The organism is Micromonospora sp. CPCC 205558, assembly GCF_036902955.1.
Classification (GTDB): domain Bacteria; phylum Actinomycetota; class Actinomycetes; order Mycobacteriales; family Micromonosporaceae; genus Micromonospora.
Genome location: NZ_JBAKHR010000006.1, coordinates 85,164 through 100,103 on the forward strand (window position 1 = coordinate 85,164; position 14,940 = coordinate 100,103).

Below are 14,940 nucleotides of genomic sequence, written 5' to 3' on the forward strand. Positions count from 1 at the left end.
CCGCAGCGTAGGGCAGGGTTTAGCGGTATCCGAGAAAAGAACTGTGGATGAATATGGCATTCATCCACAGTCACTCCGGCGTTCCGGCTTGCCGAACACCGGTAGTGGCAACGTAGGGTAGTGAGGACATAACTTCGAGGGACCTTTTGCCGGAGGTCGCGATGACTGTCTTTCCCGCACGACGAGCCGTACCGTCCGCTCGGGCACTGCCGCCCGTGGCGGTGCCACACCCCCGCGTCGAGGCGCCATCGGTTCTCGAACCGGTCCGTCCGACACCGCTCGAATGGGCCCGCCGCCGTCGGGCCGAGCGGGGTGCCCGACGCCTGGAGGCGGCCGGGGCGCGGGCGTTGGGCCAACTCGACCACCTCGGGCCGGCCTGGCACGTGATCGAGTGGCCGCGCACCGACGTGACAGACGTGCTCGACCGAGGGCAGGACGACCGAGCCGGGTTCCTCGCCATCGGGCCTAGCGGCCTCTTTGCCGTGACCATCGCCGACCACGGCCGGGCCAGGGTGCTCGTCGCCGGCGACGTGGTGCAGATCAACGGCAAACGGCCCCCGTACGTGGCGGAGTCCCGCCGGGACGCCAAGCGGGCCAGCAAGGCCCTCTCCGACGCGGTCGGGCTGCCCGTTCCGGTGACGCCGGTGCTGACCTTCGTCGGCTCCGGCGTGATCAGCGTCTACGGCCTCCCGAAGGACTGCCTGATGGCCACCCACCGGGAACTGGACCGGCTCCTCGTGGCCGGTGGCAGCCGGATCAGCCCCGCCACAGCCGAAAAGCTTTCCCGGGTCGCACAGCACCCCGGCACCTGGCTGAACGGCACGTACCGTCCAACGGCCGACTACCGGTGGTATGACGAGGGCCGAACGGCCGCTGACAAGCCGGCCCACCGCCGGTAACGTCACCGGCGACGCCACGCGGCTCCGGTCCCCCTTCACCTCACCGGTCTCCGCGCCGTCACCGGTCGCCCCGGCAAACGCCGCGCGCCCGGTGACCCGGTGCGCTCGGTGATTCCGTCGGCGACCCGCTAGCGTGGACAGTCGATCGGTGCACATAGGAGGCGCGGTGGCCCACGTCGAACTTTCGCTCTCGGAGGCGTTCGTGCCGGCGGCGCGGGCCTCGACAGAGCCGGAGTCCGACAACGTCGGCCAATGGTCGTCGACAGTCTCCCGGGCCGATGAGCCGTGTCTGCTGATCGACGCCGACACCCTGGTGGTGGCGATCTCCACGGCCGGCTGCGAGTTGCTCTGTCTCGGCGAGCCGGACGGGCTGATCGGGCGACCGCTGCTCGCCGGCGGGCTGCGCCTGCTCGACTTCACTGCCAACCGGGGCGAGCTGACCGAAGCCGAGATCGACAAGATCCCGCCCCTGTTGGCGCTCTCCTCCGGCCGACTCGCCCGTGGGCTGCTCCGAGTGCAGGCCGCCTCGGCGAACAGCTCCGACGCGACAGTCGACGCGATCTCCACCCCGGTGCTCACCGACGGCGCCGTCGCCGGCTCACTCACCTTCTTCTCCGAGGTCTGACCTGCGGCGCAGTGCGTCCTTCGCCGCTTGCGGCGTTGCCGGGGCAGGCACGCCCGAAGGCCGTAGGGTGCCCTCATGCTCGATATCGCTCTGCTGCCGGGGGAATACGCTGTGTGCCGGATGGGTGCCGGCGCCACCCTGCCGTACGCGCTGTCGAGCGGGCTGCGCGGTGCGGACGTGGTGACGGTGAGCTGGACCTCCGACGGGATCTCCGTGATCTGCCCCATCGACCGGGCTCCGGCGCAGGCGGTGGTGGAGACGACCTGGCGTTGTCTGCGGGTCACCGCCCCGGTGACGCTGGCCGGCAGCCTGGCCGCGCTCGTCGACCCGCTCGCCGAGGCCCGGGTCAGCGCCGTCACGTTCTCCACGTTCGACACCGACTATCTGCTGGTGCCGACCGTCCGGCTGACCGAGGGAACGGCCGCGCTCCAGCGGGCCGGGCACCGCGTCACCGGCTGACCTTCACCCGATCGGCCGCCCACCCTACGATGGGCTCGGCCACCCCGGCCGCGACGAATTCTCCGATGTCTTCGAGGATCGGCCCGTGCCGTTCACCCCACCCCACCCCGCTCCCCCCTCACCGCGGGCGGCGATCGTTCCCGCGCGGACCATCGCCCGAGCCCTGCCGATGGCACTCGCCGTCGCGGTGCTGGCCGGCTGTGGCGCCCCACCCGAGCTGGGGGAGCCGACCGGTGTGCCCACGCACGCCACGACCCCGACGACGCCCGGCCCGAGCACCGCACCGGCGACCACGCCGGCCACCGCACCGCCTCTCGCCACGGTCACGCCCACAGCGGACGCCGGGTTGGTCGCGACCGCCTGCCGCAACGGGCCGACCGGGCAGCGGGTGCTGCAACTGTTGCGCGGGCGGGCCGGAGTGCTGCCGGCGAACGTCCGGGTCCAGGTCCGCACCGGGCCGCTCTGTGCCGGCGACTGGCAGTTCACCGTGTTGGACGTGACCGGGCACGAGGAACTCCAGGTGGTCACCCGGGGCAAGCCCAGCGCCCCGGCGCTGGTCACCGCCGGCACGGACGTCTGCACCATCGAGGTACGCGCCACCAGCCCGGCCGGGATCCGCACCCTCGCCTGTGACGCCGGCCCGGCCAGCGGACCGGGTGCGTAGGCTGATCGGCATGCCAGGAACACCGCCGACGCACTTCGTCTACCTGGGGCCGGAGGGCACCTTCGCCGAGCAGGCTCTGCGCTCCGTGCCCGCCGCCGAACGCGGCACCCGTACGCCCGCCCGTAGCGTCGGGGAGGCGCTGGACAGCGTCCGCGCCGGCGACGCCGATGCCGCGCTGGTGCCACTGGAAAACTCGATCGGCGGCGCGGTGGGCGTCACGCTGGACGAGATGGCCGAGGGCGAGCCGTTGGTGATCACCCGGGAGGTGATCCTGCCGGTGGAGTTCGTGCTCGCCGCGCGGCCCGGCACCTCGCTGACCTCGATCCACACCGTGGCGGCCCACCCACAGGCATCCACCCAGTGCCGGGGCTGGCTGCGCGATCACCTGCCCGACGCCGTGGTGGTCGATGTGCTCTCCAACGGCGCGGCCGCCGCCGGTGCCGGCACGGGCGAGTACGACGCGGCGATCTGCGCGCCGATCGGAGCCTCCCGGCACCGACTCACCACGCTCGCCGACAAGATCGCCGACCACCCTGACGCGGTGACCCGGTTCGCGCTGGTGTCCCGTCCCGGGCCGCCCCCGCCGCCGACCGGTGACGACCTCACGTCGCTCGCGGTCTACATCGCCCACGACCGCGTCGGCGCGCTGCTGTCCGTGCTGATGGAGTTGGCCGTCCGGGGGGTCAACCTGACCCGGATCGAGTCCCGTCCGACCGGCGAGGCGCTGGGCCGCTACGTCTTCTTCCTGGACTGCACGGGCCACGTCGCCGACGTACGACTGGGCGAGGCGTTGCAGGGGCTGCGCCGGGTCTGTGCCGACGTCCGCTTCCTGGGCTCCTATCCCCGGCACCGGTGGGCCGAGGCGGCGGGCGAACGCCCGGTACCCGCCCCGGCGGGCCTCTCCGACGTCGACTACGCCGACGCGGCGGCCTGGCTGACCCGACTGCGTACCGGTGAGTTGACCTGACCGGACGGGGGCACCCTCAACAGATCGGGAGCGCCCGCGCCCGCAGCGGTCAGCTCAGCAGACCGCCGAGCAGGCCGCCCTCCTGCTGCTGCTGGCCGCTGCCCATGACCGGCGGCTCTTCGGACGGCTGCACCACGACGAAGCCCTGACCGGCGAAGCTCATGGTGAACGACTCACCGGTGCGGCGGCCGAGCAGTGTGCCCAGGCCGAGCTGCTCGGCCCGGTGGTAGCCGGTCTGGAGGTTGGCCGACCAGCAGACCGCGGCCTGCGGGTCGACGTACGTCGGTGCGTCCACGTTGAGCACGACAGGGGTGCCCTTGGTGGTGATGGCGATCCGCCCGTAGCCGCTGAACACACAGTTGAAGAGGCCGGACGAGGACGCCATCCCGGCGCCGCCGACCATCCGGATGTCGTACTGGAGGGTGGAGTCGAAGGCGAGCACGCTGCTGCCGTTGATGGAGAGGGCGTCGCCCGGCTCCAGGTCGATGATGTGCACGTCCTTGGCGAGCTCGGCGAGGAAGACGTCACCGTGACCGGAGACCTTCATCAGCGGGACGCCCTCGCCGGTGAGCTTCTGCTTGAGGAACTTGCCGAGGCCGCCCGAGCCCAGCGCCTGGAACTGCACGTTCCCCTGGTAGGCGACCATCGACCCGACCCGGGCCATCGCCTCGCCGTTGAGCTCGATCTTCAACATCTTGGAGTTTTGCAACCGCATGCCGGGCTGCGCGGACTCCTTCTCCAGATTCTCCGTGGAGAACAGCTCGCTGCGCATGAAAAGGCCTCCTGAATAGGGTCGCGTTCGCTGCACCGACGGTAGGCGACCTCGGCAAGCACCAGCCATCAGTCGGGCGGCGTGGGCGTCGAGCGGCGGGCTCAGCCCCAGCCGAGCGCGTGCAGCCGCGCGTCGTCGATGCCGAAGTGGTGGGCGATCTCGTGCACCACGGTCACCGCCACCTCGTCGATGACGTCCTCGTCGTTGTCGCAGATCCGCAGGATCGGACGGCGGTAGATGAAGATCCGGTCCGGCAGTACGCCGGAGTAACCCCAACCGCGCTCGGTGAGCGCGTGCCCCTCGTAGAGGCCGAGCAGATCGGCCTCTCCCGGTGGCGGCTCGTCCTCGACCAGGATCACCACGTTGTTCATCAGGCCGAGCAGTTCTTCGGGCACCTCGTCGAGGGCTTCGCCGACCAACTCCTCGAAGCGCTCACGGCTCATCTCCACCGGCACCTCGCCCATTGTGCCCCACGCGGGGGGACGCGACCCGGTCGTGCCCGACGACAGTGGCCGTCAGTCACGCATGCGTGCCGTCTTTCGCACATGCACGGAAGGAGCGACCACCCGGGACCGGGCGGAGGCTCCTTCCGTGGACTGCGTGGATCGACTCGCTCAGGCGGCCAGGCGGGCGCTGAGGGTGATCTCGGCACCCGGCGAGAGCAGGCGGGAGATCGGGCAGTTGGCCTTGGCGGCCTCGGCGAGCTTCTGGAACTCCGCGTCGTCGATCCCCGGGACCTGGCCCACCGTCTCCAGGTCGATCCGGGTCACGGTCATGCCGGCGTCGGTCTTGTCCAGGTGCACCTTGGCGGTGGTCTCGACCGAGGTGGCCGTCGAGCCCGCGTCGGCAAGCGCCTTGGAGAACGCCATCGAGAAGCAGCCGGCGTGCGCGGCGGCGATCAGCTCCTCGGGGTTGGTGCCCTCACCCTCCTCGAAGCGCGACTTGAAGGAGTAGTTGCCGGACAGGCCGCCCTTACCGGTGCGGACGGTGCCCGCGCCCTCGGTGAGATTGCCCTGCCACTGTGCTGAAGCGGTACGGATTGGCATGAGGCAAACGCTAGCGGAAAGGCGACCGCCGAGCGACAGACCGGCGCGCTCGCCAGCCCTGCGATCCGTGTCACCGCCAACTCGCTGTGCCATGATGCGACCCAGGACCGTGACCGGCGGAAGGATGGCCGATGTCCGAGGAGCTTCCAATCCCGCGGCAGGGCGACCGATCCGAGGCCCCGGCCGTGATCGAGTGGGGTGCCGTCGACACGGCCCGGCGACGCCGGTTCACCTGGTCCCTGGCCAGCTTCACGCAGGATCCTCGGCTGCCTCTGCTGCTCGCCGGTCTGGGTGCGGTGGCCGCGATCGCCTCACTCATCGGTGAGTGGCTGGTGATGAGCCTGCCAAACGACGGGCCCGACGGGAACTCGACGCTCGAGGTGCCCGCCGGGGTGTCCGAGATCGGCGGCTTCGGGGTCGGTTACCTGGTCGGGGTGCTCGTCCTCGTTTGCACCGTGGCGCTGGCGTTGCGCGGCACGGCGGCCGTGCGGCCGAACGCCAGGCTGCTCGGTCTCACCCTGGCCGGTGCCCTGCTGGCACTGCTGGTGGTCGCCACGGCCACCCTTGACGACCCCGGTCAGCGGAACTTCTTCTACCCGCCGGAGGAGGGCTACCACACCGAGTACGGCCGTGGGCTGGTGATGGCGTTCGCCGCCTGTGTGCTGTTCGCGGCCGCCCTGCGGCTGGCGCCCGTCGCACCCCCCGGCGCATTCGGCCCAGCGGACGAGGACCGGCCCGCCGACGGGCCAGCGCCGGGCCCGTGGCGCCGCCGTCGCGACCGGGACCCGGTCGAGGACGGCCTGCCGGCCCCGACCGACCTGACAGTCACCCCCGCCGCCCCCTTCGCCCGCCCCGAGCACTTGTCCTGACTCAAAGGTCGGGCATCGCACGGCCACTGGGGGTTGGGGTCCGATTCGCCTGGAAGCCATGGATGCGACCCGTTCCGCGAGGTACGGTTGCTGCCCGCCGTCACGCCGGGCCACAGTTTCCTTGGCCATGGCAGGTGCGACGGCGGCGGGCGAAGGAGGAACGATGACCCGCCCGGGACTGCCCAAGTTGATCGCGACCGACCTCGACGGGACGCTGGTCCGCAGCGATGACACCGTCTCCGCGTACACCCATGGGGTGCTCGACAGGGTGCGCGCCGCCGGAATTCCGGTGGTCGGCGCGACCGGACGCGGCCCTCGGTTGAGCGAGTTGACCCGCAACGACATCCGCGCCGCCGACTTCCTGGTGATGGCCGGCGGCGGGTGGGTTGTCGACCAGAGCGACCCCAGCGGCCCGGTGGTGCTGCGCGACGAGCGGCTGCCCGCCGAGGTGCTGGCCCGGCTCCTCGCCGATCTGGAGGCGGAGGTCGGCCCGCTGACCGTCATGGTCGAGGCGTCCGACGAGCACGACGCCCCGCTGTGGGGTGACTACCACGAGAGCTGGCCCTACCAGGACCGCTTCGAAGCGCGCACCCGTGACGAGTGCCTCGCCTCCGACGTGATCAAGGCCTTTGCCCGGACCGCCGACCACCACGTTGACGAACTGCTGGAGGTGGCCCGCCAGATCGTCCCGCCGCACGTCGCCACGCTCACCCAGGCCGGGCTCGGGTTCGTCGAGATCTGCCCGCCCGGCGTGGACAAGGCAACCGGGCTGACCGTGGTGGCGCAGACCCTCGGGGTCGACCCGGCCGACGTGCTGGTCTTCGGTGACATGCCCAATGACCTGCCGATGTTCGGGTGGGCCGGCTGGTCGCGGGTGGCCGTGGCCAACGCGCACCCCGCGCTGCGCGCCGTCGCCGACGAGGTGACCTTGCGCAACGACGACGACGGGGTGGCGGTGTATCTCGACCGGCTACTGTCCCGCTGATGGAAGACACGCCCCGCCTCGTCGCCACCGACATCGACGGCACGCTGATCCGCGACGACCACACACTCAGCCCGCGCACCGCCGACCTGCTCGCCCGGATCTCCGCGCAAGGCACGCCGGTCGTCCTGGTCACCGGCCGTCCGGTCCGCTGGCTCAAGATGGTGTACGACCAGCTCGCCCAGCCGCTGCCGGCGGTCTGCGCCAACGGCGCCGTGGTCTACGACCCGTTCGAAGACGAGGTGGTGCGGGCCGACCCGCTCGCACCGCACCACCTGGCCGAGGTGGCCCGGAGGCTACGGGCCGAGGTGCCCGGGATCAGCTTCGCCGTGGAGATCCTGGACAGCCGGGAAATGCGACATGAGGCGCACTACCCGCTGCGCTGGGACGCCGACGCTGGCGCCATCAGGCCCGTCGAAACGCCGGAGGAGCTGCTCTCGGCCCCGGCGGTGAAGCTCCTCGCCCGAGCCGGCGAGCAGGACCCGGATGCCTTCGCCGAGCTGATCGCCACGGCGGTGGCGGGGTTGGCCGAGGCCACGCACTCGTCGTCCTCGGGGCTGGTGGAGATCTCCGCGGCCGGTGTGACCAAGGCGGCCGGGCTGGCCTGGTACTGCGACCAGCTCGGGGTGGCCGCGGCGGACGTGCTGGCCTTCGGTGACATGCCCAACGACGTACCGATGCTGACCTGGGCCGGTCGTGGCGTGGCGGTGGCCAACGCGCACCGCGCCGTCCTGGCGGTCGCCGACGACGTGACGACGGCGAACACCGAGGACGGCGTGGCGGCGTACCTGGAAAAGATCTTCGGGGTGGACTGAGGTCAGAGGTACTGGCCGGTGTTGTGACCCTCGCCGCCGCCCGGCTGGCCGATGCCCGGCATCCCGGGGACGACCCCGCCGGGGCCGCTGGGCAGCGCCTGCCGGCCACCGCGCATTTGCTCCAGCTGCACCCGGGCAGCCATCTGCTGGGCCACCAGCGCCGCCTGGATGCCGTGGAACAGGCCCTCCAGCCAGCCGACGAGCTGGGCGTGCGCGATCCGCAGCTCACCCTCGCTGGGGGCCTTGTCCTCGGCGAAGGGCAGCGAGATGCGCTCCAGCTCGTCGCGCAGCTCGGGGGCGAGGCCCTCCTTGAGCTCGACGATCGACCGCTCGTGGATCTCCCGCATCCGGTTGCGGCTGGCGTCGTCGAGAGGTGCGGCCTTCACCTCCTCCAGCAACTGCTTGATCATGCTGCCGATCCGCATCACCTTGGCCGGCTGTTCGACCAGGCGGGTCGGGTCCTCACCCTGGCCCTCGTCGGTCTGCATCGTGCCGATCGGCTTACCGTCCGGGCCGACCACCACAACTGTGCCGGAGTGGCCGGAGTCGTCGGGGCCGGGCTCGTCGTTCTGTCCAGCGGAGCGCGCTTCGGTCATGTGGTCCATCTTTACCCAGCGGGCCCGAGGCATGCCGCCCGGGACCGACTCCCGGGGCCGAACCACCCGGGCGGGGCGCGCTACCGTCGCGCCATGCCTGTCGACCCGCGCGCAGTGTTGACCCGGCCCGCACCGGAGCCCGACCGGACCGTGGCGTACGGGGACGACCCGAACCAGGTGGCCGATCTACGCCTTCCGGCGGGGGCCGGGCCGGCCCGGCGGTTGGTCGTCGTCCTGCACGGCGGGTTCTGGCGGGCCGAGTACGACCGACGGCACACCGGCCCTCTGGCCGCGGCCCTCGCCGCGCACGGCTACCCGGTGGCGCAGCTGGAATACCGCCGGACGGGGCAGCCCGGGGGCGGCTGGCCGGGCACCCTGACCGACGTGCTGACCGGGGTGGCCGAGTTGCCCGTGCTGGCGGCCGAGGCGCTGCCCGGCCGGGTGAGCCTGGCCGCGCCGATCCTGGTCGGGCACTCCGCCGGCGGCCACCTGGCGCTGTACGTGGCGGCCACCGCCCCGGCAACGGTGGGCGGGGTGCTCGCCCTGGCCCCGGTGGCCGATCTGGGGGAGGCGTACCGGCGAGATCTGGACTCGGGCGCGGTCGCCGCGCTGCTCGGCGGCGGCCCGACGCAGGTCCCGGACCGGTACGCGACCACGGATCCACGGATGTTGGTACCGACGCGAACACGTACGGTAGTCGTTCATGGTACGGACGATCAGCAGGTCCCGGTGGAGATGAGCCGGGATTCCGTCCCGGAGGCGCGTGCCGCAGGTTCCGATATTTCCCTTGTTGAACTGCCCCAATGCGAGCATTTCGGGCTTATCGATCCGGACTCCGTCGCCTGGCCTCAGGTTCTCGCCGCGTTGCGGTCCCTGCACGATGATCACTAGCCATTGACGCAGCGTCGCGGACCAGGTAGAACGCCGGAGGGGCGGTGTTCTGCCCTGCAACGCTTCCGTGGAAGGAACTCGGTGTCGCAGATGAATCGCAGACGGGCGCTCCAACTGTTGGCCGCGCTCGGTACCACCGGGTTCGTCGCCGGGTGTGGCTCAGACAGTGACGCCGAACCGACCGCCAACCGCAGCCCGGTCAAGATCGGGTTGATCACGCCGCAGGCCGGTGGTCTCAAGAGCATCGGCGACGACATCACCAATGGTTTCCAGCTCTTCCTCGACCTGCACGACCAGCGGCTGGGCGGCCACCCGGTCGAGTTGCTGACCGCTGACGAGGGCGACACCGCCAAGACGGGCAAGGCCGCCGTCGAGGGTCTGCTCAAGCAGGGCGTGCTGGCACTCACCGGCGTGGTCAACTCGGCGGTGATGGTCGGCATCCGGGACACCGTGGAGCAGGCCCGGGTCCCACTGATCGGCTCCAACGCCTCACCGAGCAGCCTGCAGAGCGTCTTCTACATCTGGCGGACCTCGTACGTGCTCGACGAGGCCGGCCGGGCGATCGGCCGCTACCTGCGCGACCAACTGCCCGCCAACGGCCGGGTCGCGATCATCATGCCGGAGAACGTCGGCAGCCCGGACGTGGTGCGCGGCTTCAAGCAGGACTTCGGCTTGAACGACCCGCGGATCAGCGACCCGGTGACCTACACCAGCGCCACCGGCAACCCCGGCAAGACGACATACGCCTCGGACATCTCCAAGGCGCTGGCCAAGAAGCCCACGGCGGTCTTCTGCTTCTTCGCCGGGGCGGCCGCTGTGGAGTTCATCAAGCAGCTGCGCGAGAAGTTCGCCGGGCCGATCTACGCACCGGGCTTCCTCACCGAGGGCACCGTGCTGGAGAACCTGAAGGACAACGCGCTGGGCATCCAGACCGCGTTGAACTACTCGGCCGACCTCAACAACACGTCGAACCGGGTCTTCGCCTCGGCGTACCGCAAGAAGTACCAGGTCACCCCCACCACGTACGCGATGGCGTCGTACGACGCAGCGCAGGTGCTCGACCAGGCCATCCAGCTGGCCGGCGGAAAGCCCACGCCGCAGCAGGTCAACCTGGCCCTGGGCAAGATCGGCCAGATCGACAGCCCGCGCGGCATCTGGCAGTTCAACCAGCCGCGTACGCCGCAGCAGAAGTGGTACCTGCGCGAGGTGCAACGCGACGGTCAGGTCATGTCGAACGTGCTGATCAACGAGCTGGCCACGCTGGGCTGAACGCCCACCCGGAGCACGATTCGGGGCCGGTCTCCCAGTGGGAGGCCGGCCCCGAGGCGTTCGCGGGTCAGTGCCGCAGCTCAGGCCAGTGCCACAGCCCAGGTCAGTGCCGCAGCTCGGCTCAGTGCCACAGCCCAGGTCAGTGCCGCAGCTCGGCTCAGTGCCGCAGCTCGGCGATGCAGCACTTCACGCTGCCGCCGCCCTTCTTCAGCTCGGCCAACTCGACGGGGACCGGGGTGTACCCGGCCGCCTTGAGCTTTCCGGCCAGGCGGATGGCCTCGCTGTTGAGGACCACGTTCGCGCCGTCGCTGACCAGGTTGAGCCCGAAGGCCATCGCGTCCTCGTCGTCGGCGATCACCGCGTCCGGGAAGAGTTGGGTGAGCACCCGCTGGCTGGCCGCGGAGAACGCGCCCGGGAAGTAGACGATGTTCTCGTCGTCGATGGCCGCCAGCGCGACGTCCAGGTGGTAGAAGCGCGGGTCGATCAGGCGCAGCGACACCACCGGACGACCCAACGCCTCCTGCGCCTCGACGTGCGCCGGGATCTCGGTGCGGAAGCCGTGCCCGGCCAGGATGAGCCCGCCGTGCGCCTCCGGCACGTACGCGAAGTCGCCCTCACCCTCGTTGATCTCGCTGGGCGCGATGAACCGCCAGCCCTGCGCCTCGTAGAAGGCGTGGTGGGCGGCGGCCTCGGCGGCCCGCTGCTCATGCTTGAACCGGGCACCGTAGACGCTGCCGTCCACAACGAAGCCACCGTTGGCGGCGTAGACCATGTCGGGCAGGCCCTGCTCGGGACTGAGCAGGTGCACCTCGTGGCCGAGGCCGACCAGCGTCTCGCGCAGCCGGTCCCACTGCTTGACGGCCAGGTCCCGGTCGACGGCGGTGGTCACGTCCATCCACGGGTTGATCGCGTACTCGACCGCGAAATACTCCGGCGAGCACATGAGATATGTCCGCTTTCGCGGGAAACGCTGCTGGTTCACGGTCACCAAGAGTAGGTACCGTGGAACTTTGAAAACAGCCACAAGCGTTGCTTCCCAGAGGCGGAACGTTGCAGATAGACGCGGTAGACCAGCGAATCATTGCGTTACTCGTCGCGGACGCCCGCGCGTCCTATGCCGACATCGGCGCTCGGGTGTCACTCTCCGCCCCAGCGGTCAAGCGTCGCGTCGATCGACTACGCGCCACCGGTGTGATCAGGGGATTCACGGCCGTCGTTGATCCGGCCGCCGTCGGCTGGACGACGGAGGCCTTCGTCGAGCTGTTCTGCGCCGGCCGGACCACCCCGGCGCAGATCGGCGTGGCCGCCCGCCGACACCCCGAGGTGGTCGGCGCGTACACCGTCTCCGGGGAGGCGGACGCGCTCGTGCACCTGCGCGCCGCCGACATCGGCCACCTGGAGGCGGCACTGGAGCGGCTGCGCGCCGAGTCGTTCGTGACCTCCACCCGCAGCACCATCGTGCTCTCCCGGCTGGTCGAATCGCCCGGCGTCGGCCCGTCCGCCTGAGCGTCACCCGCCTCGGCGGGCAATCTTGGACACTTTCCGTTCGCGCAGAACGGAAAGTGTCCAAGATCTACCCTGCCAGCTCCCGAAACGGCGCCTCCGCCGACGGGGCCACTGAACAGTCGGGCTCAGAGGTACATACCGGTGCGGTGCTCCGACTCGTCGCGCCGGACCGGCTTGTCACCCTCGCCGAAGAACCGCTTGCCGCCGAACTCGCCGTGCAGACGGTCGTCCAACTCGTCGGCGAGCCCGGTCATCACCTGCACCGCCAGCATCAGATGGGTCGCCTGGAAATTGCGGCCGAACACCGGAATTGACGCCCAGACCGTGTCGTCGGCGCAGTAGAGGCGGCCGATCGGCATCCGGTTCGTCAACTCGGAGAGCTTGACGTAGAGCCGCTCGGTCGGCTCCACCTCGGTGAGCACCGGGGAGAAGACGTCCACCAGCGCCGGGTTGTCCCGCACCCGCACGAAGACCATCGCCGAGCCGGCGCGGATGTTGATGTCGCCGTCCGAGTCGACCTGCAACCGGTCGGTGTCCGACTTCAACATCGTGGAGACCACGGTACGGACCCGGTCGGCCAGGTCGAGCACGTCGTCCCGCTCGACCTGCGCGGCGGCTGCCTCGGCCAACGCCTCCTCCAGGTCCGCCTCGACATCGCCGTCCGGGCCGAACTCGCTGCGCGCGGTGCCCAACGGGTCCACGGTCAACGGTTCGCCCTCGGCGTCGTGCACCAGGTAGACGAGGAAGGCCGGGTGCGGGGCACCGTAGACGTCCCGCAGCGTCCGGGAGAGCAGCGTGGCGACCTGGGTCGACTCGGCGGTGGTGGCGTTCAACCCGAAGGAACCGCCGGAGCCGGCGACCACCCCGGGTGGGGACCAACCGAGCGCGACCATGTCCGCCACCGCGCCCCGGTCCAGTCGGTAACCCGCCGGCAGGGTGGCGTTGCCGACCGCGCGGGCGGACAGCACCCGGTCCGCGTCCACGTCGACGCTGATCGAATAGACGGCGTCCCCCGTGCCGGAGGCGGTGGGGTCGAGGGTCACGTCGAGGTGCGCGCCGACGGGAAGTTCCCGCAGCCGCACGGCGAGCGCGCGGGCGAACTCCCGCCACGCCTCGGTCACCTTCGCCCGCAGGTCGGTGGTGCTGGGCTCGTCGAGCAGGATCGATTCCGCCGGCTCGGTCGAAGCGCCGGGCAGCTCACCGTGCGGGGCCGAGGGGTGGTCAGCCGTCATGATCGCCTCCGTCCGTCACGATCACCCTACCCACGCCGCCGGTGGGTCGGATCAGCCCGGACCGGGATCGGACAACGGCGGTCAGGGAGCCGTCGGGTCCGCCGGGTCGGCACCCAACTCGACCGGCCAGGTGCCCGCCAGCGCGCTGAGCCGGGCCGCCGCGTCCGCCGGCTCCGCACCCCGGCCAACCGCCAAACCAAAGAGGTACGCGGTGACCGGCGCCCCCGGACGCAGCACCTGGTGGGCGACGTCCCGGGCCAGATCCAGCACCGCCGGCACCGGCACCGCGGCCGGATCCAGATCCAACTCGGCGCACACCGCCGTGACCCAGTCGTCCATCACCGTCATCGCGCCCACTCCTCCGCCCGGCGTACGTCCTCGTCAGTGTCGCAGTCGAACCACGGCGGCGGGCCCTCACCGGACCAGGGCACCTCCCGCACGACGAGACCGGCGAGCAGCGCCCGGACCGGGGCTCCGGCCAGACTGCCGCCCCGCTCGACCGTCAACCGGTCCACCGCTGCCCGCAGCGCGCCGACCTGCCAGACACCGCAGAGCGACTGCCGCCGCCCGTCCCCGTCCACGAAGCACGCCCCGTCCGGTCCCGGCTCGCCATCGAGGCCGCCGCCAGCCGGCGGCACCGGAGCGAGGCCGCTGCGGGCCGGCGACACCGGAGCAGAGTCGCCGCGGGCCGGTTCGGTGTCGGGGATCTCCCGGTCGAGGTGCTTCAGCAGGTCACCGATCGCCGCCCGGGTGAGCAACGGCAGGTCGGCGGCGAGCAGCGCGACCACTGTGGTGTCGGGAGGCAGCAGCGCCAGGCCGGCAGCCGCCGCAGCGACCGGGCCTCCACCGGGTGGGTCCTCCCGGACGACCCGCACACCCGCCGGCACGGCCTGGGCCGCACCGACCAGCACCCGCGGCGTCGCGTCGGCGACGGCGGCCAGCACCCGGTCACGCATCGGCCGGCCACCGACCGGAAGCGCGGGCTTGTCGACCCCGCCCATCCGTCGGGCGGCCCCACCCGCGAGCACCACGGCGGCGTACGTCCCCACCCGGCCACCGTAGCCGTGCCACCGCTCCGTCGTGCCCGACGCACGGTCCGCCCCGCGCAGGATCCCCCCGGCGCACGATCCGCCCGGCGCGCGGTCAGGCCGGCGCGCGGTCAGGCCGGCGCGCGGTCAGGCCGGCGCGCGGTCAGGCCCGTTCACAAGGCCCTCACCCGGTTCCTCCGGCCCTGCTGACCCAGCCCCCTCGCCCCTCGCCCCTCGCCCCTCGCCCCTCGCCCCTCGCCCCTCGCCCCTCGCCCCTCGCCCCGGTGATCATGGAGTTATCGCTCGACACGCCGACGACA

General features: G+C 71.4%; 19 protein-coding genes. 11 read left to right on the plus strand and 8 right to left on the minus strand.

What is annotated here, in order from left to right; translation table 11 throughout:
• Positions 1-161: 161 nt before the first annotated feature.
• The 5 genes from V6U86_RS07725 to pheA all read left to right on the plus strand — a co-directional run bounded on the left by V6U86_RS07725 (position 162) and on the right by pheA (position 3,614).
• Positions 162-899 (plus strand): hypothetical protein, encoded by a 738-nt coding sequence (locus V6U86_RS07725; protein WP_334500134.1) that lies wholly within the window; start codon positions 162-164, stop codon positions 897-899.
• Between the two features lie 166 nt (positions 900-1,065).
• Entirely contained in the window at positions 1,066-1,524 is a 459-nt protein-coding gene (locus tag V6U86_RS07730) for a hypothetical protein (protein WP_334500136.1), read from the plus strand.
• Between the two features lie 75 nt (positions 1,525-1,599).
• Positions 1,600-1,983, plus strand: coding sequence for an ACT domain-containing protein (locus V6U86_RS07735; RefSeq protein WP_334500138.1), 384 nt, complete (start codon positions 1,600-1,602; stop codon positions 1,981-1,983).
• A 169-nt stretch (positions 1,984-2,152) separates the two neighbouring features.
• Positions 2,153-2,647 (plus strand): hypothetical protein, encoded by a 495-nt coding sequence (locus tag V6U86_RS07740; RefSeq protein WP_334500803.1) that lies wholly within the window; start codon positions 2,153-2,155, stop codon positions 2,645-2,647.
• Positions 2,648-2,657: 10 nt separating this feature from the next.
• On the plus strand, positions 2,658-3,614 hold the full coding sequence (gene pheA, locus V6U86_RS07745; RefSeq protein WP_334500141.1) for a prephenate dehydratase: 957 nt from the start codon (positions 2,658-2,660) through the stop codon (positions 3,612-3,614).
• 49 nt (positions 3,615-3,663) lie between these two features.
• Here the strand turns inward: pheA and V6U86_RS07750 are convergent, their stop codons facing one another.
• The 3 genes from V6U86_RS07750 to V6U86_RS07760 all read right to left on the minus strand — a co-directional run bounded on the left by V6U86_RS07750 (position 3,664) and on the right by V6U86_RS07760 (position 5,432).
• Complete coding sequence (locus V6U86_RS07750) at positions 3,664-4,386, minus strand: AIM24 family protein (RefSeq protein ID WP_334500143.1); 723 nt, start codon at positions 4,384-4,386, stop codon at positions 3,664-3,666.
• Between the two features lie 101 nt (positions 4,387-4,487).
• On the minus strand, positions 4,488-4,835 hold the full coding sequence (locus tag V6U86_RS07755) for a metallopeptidase family protein (protein WP_334500806.1): 348 nt from the start codon (positions 4,833-4,835) through the stop codon (positions 4,488-4,490).
• 165 nt (positions 4,836-5,000) lie between these two features.
• A complete protein-coding gene (locus tag V6U86_RS07760; RefSeq protein ID WP_130405704.1) occupies positions 5,001-5,432 on the minus strand; it encodes an OsmC family protein in 432 nt (143 codons plus the stop codon).
• Positions 5,433-5,563: 131 nt separating this feature from the next.
• Between V6U86_RS07760 and V6U86_RS07765 the strand changes: the two genes are divergently transcribed.
• The 3 genes from V6U86_RS07765 (at position 5,564) to V6U86_RS07775 (ending at position 8,098) form a co-directional block, all read left to right on the plus strand.
• Positions 5,564-6,301 (plus strand): hypothetical protein, encoded by a 738-nt coding sequence (locus tag V6U86_RS07765; protein WP_334500150.1) that lies wholly within the window; start codon positions 5,564-5,566, stop codon positions 6,299-6,301.
• Between the two features lie 163 nt (positions 6,302-6,464).
• Positions 6,465-7,286 (plus strand): HAD family hydrolase, encoded by an 822-nt coding sequence (locus V6U86_RS07770; RefSeq protein WP_334500153.1) that lies wholly within the window; start codon positions 6,465-6,467, stop codon positions 7,284-7,286.
• Entirely contained in the window at positions 7,286-8,098 is an 813-nt protein-coding gene (locus tag V6U86_RS07775; RefSeq protein WP_334500155.1) for an HAD family hydrolase, read from the plus strand. The genes V6U86_RS07770 and V6U86_RS07775 overlap by 1 nt, the downstream gene beginning before the upstream one ends.
• A gap of 2 nt (positions 8,099-8,100) precedes the next feature.
• Here V6U86_RS07775 and V6U86_RS07780 read toward each other — a convergent pair whose 3' ends face one another.
• Positions 8,101-8,703 carry a bacterial proteasome activator family protein gene (locus V6U86_RS07780; protein ID WP_334500157.1) on the minus strand — a complete coding sequence of 201 codons (603 nt, stop codon included), beginning with the start codon at positions 8,701-8,703 and terminating at the stop codon, positions 8,101-8,103.
• A gap of 84 nt (positions 8,704-8,787) precedes the next feature.
• Between V6U86_RS07780 and V6U86_RS07785 the strand changes: the two genes are divergently transcribed.
• Both V6U86_RS07785 and V6U86_RS07790 read left to right on the plus strand, forming a co-directional pair.
• Positions 8,788-9,585: an alpha/beta hydrolase family protein gene (locus tag V6U86_RS07785; RefSeq protein ID WP_334500160.1), complete on the plus strand. Its 798-nt coding sequence runs from the start codon at positions 8,788-8,790 to the stop codon at positions 9,583-9,585.
• 81 nt (positions 9,586-9,666) lie between these two features.
• Complete coding sequence (locus V6U86_RS07790; RefSeq protein WP_334500162.1) at positions 9,667-10,854, plus strand: ABC transporter substrate-binding protein; 1,188 nt, start codon at positions 9,667-9,669, stop codon at positions 10,852-10,854.
• A gap of 157 nt (positions 10,855-11,011) precedes the next feature.
• On the opposite strand, the gene ddaH is transcribed toward V6U86_RS07790, so the two are convergent.
• Positions 11,012-11,845, minus strand: a complete 834-nt coding sequence (ddaH, locus tag V6U86_RS07795; protein WP_334500164.1) for a dimethylargininase — start codon at positions 11,843-11,845, stop codon at positions 11,012-11,014.
• Between the two features lie 59 nt (positions 11,846-11,904).
• Between ddaH and V6U86_RS07800 the strand changes: the two genes are divergently transcribed.
• Positions 11,905-12,360 (plus strand): Lrp/AsnC family transcriptional regulator, encoded by a 456-nt coding sequence (locus tag V6U86_RS07800; RefSeq protein ID WP_334500167.1) that lies wholly within the window; start codon positions 11,905-11,907, stop codon positions 12,358-12,360.
• A gap of 125 nt (positions 12,361-12,485) precedes the next feature.
• Here V6U86_RS07800 and V6U86_RS07805 read toward each other — a convergent pair whose 3' ends face one another.
• The 3 genes from V6U86_RS07805 to mobA form a co-directional block, all read right to left on the minus strand.
• Positions 12,486-13,592: a T3SS (YopN, CesT) and YbjN peptide-binding chaperone 1 gene (locus V6U86_RS07805; protein ID WP_334500170.1), complete on the minus strand. Its 1,107-nt coding sequence runs from the start codon at positions 13,590-13,592 to the stop codon at positions 12,486-12,488.
• 81 nt (positions 13,593-13,673) lie between these two features.
• On the minus strand, positions 13,674-13,940 hold the full coding sequence (locus V6U86_RS07810) for a DUF6457 domain-containing protein (RefSeq protein ID WP_334500172.1): 267 nt from the start codon (positions 13,938-13,940) through the stop codon (positions 13,674-13,676).
• A complete protein-coding gene (gene mobA, locus V6U86_RS07815) occupies positions 13,937-14,704 on the minus strand; it encodes a molybdenum cofactor guanylyltransferase (protein ID WP_442934905.1) in 768 nt (255 codons plus the stop codon). Before mobA ends, V6U86_RS07810 begins: the two co-directional genes overlap by 4 nt.
• Positions 14,705-14,940: the final 236 nt, after the last annotated feature.

Excerpts from the sequence above, each read along its gene's own strand:
- V6U86_RS07735 (WP_334500138.1), top strand. The coding sequence starts at position 1,600 with ATGCTCGATATCGCTCTGCTGCCGGGGGAATACGCTGTGTGCCGGATG.
- V6U86_RS07780 (WP_334500157.1), bottom strand. The coding sequence starts at position 8,703 with ATGGACCACATGACCGAAGCGCGCTCCGCTGGACAGAACGACGAGCCC.
- V6U86_RS07740 (WP_334500803.1), top strand. The coding sequence starts at position 2,153 with ATGGCACTCGCCGTCGCGGTGCTGGCCGGCTGTGGCGCCCCACCCGAG.
- V6U86_RS07765 (WP_334500150.1), top strand. The coding sequence starts at position 5,564 with ATGTCCGAGGAGCTTCCAATCCCGCGGCAGGGCGACCGATCCGAGGCC.
- V6U86_RS07775 (WP_334500155.1), top strand. The coding sequence starts at position 7,286 with ATGGAAGACACGCCCCGCCTCGTCGCCACCGACATCGACGGCACGCTG.
- pheA (WP_334500141.1), top strand. The coding sequence starts at position 2,658 with ATGCCAGGAACACCGCCGACGCACTTCGTCTACCTGGGGCCGGAGGGC.
- V6U86_RS07750 (WP_334500143.1), bottom strand. The coding sequence starts at position 4,386 with ATGCGCAGCGAGCTGTTCTCCACGGAGAATCTGGAGAAGGAGTCCGCG.
- V6U86_RS07760 (WP_130405704.1), bottom strand. The coding sequence starts at position 5,432 with ATGCCAATCCGTACCGCTTCAGCACAGTGGCAGGGCAATCTCACCGAG.
- V6U86_RS07725 (WP_334500134.1), top strand. The coding sequence starts at position 162 with ATGACTGTCTTTCCCGCACGACGAGCCGTACCGTCCGCTCGGGCACTG.
- V6U86_RS07785 (WP_334500160.1), top strand. The coding sequence starts at position 8,788 with ATGCCTGTCGACCCGCGCGCAGTGTTGACCCGGCCCGCACCGGAGCCC.
- V6U86_RS07770 (WP_334500153.1), top strand. The coding sequence starts at position 6,465 with ATGACCCGCCCGGGACTGCCCAAGTTGATCGCGACCGACCTCGACGGG.
- V6U86_RS07810 (WP_334500172.1), bottom strand. The coding sequence starts at position 13,940 with ATGACGGTGATGGACGACTGGGTCACGGCGGTGTGCGCCGAGTTGGAT.
- V6U86_RS07805 (WP_334500170.1), bottom strand. The coding sequence starts at position 13,592 with ATGACGGCTGACCACCCCTCGGCCCCGCACGGTGAGCTGCCCGGCGCT.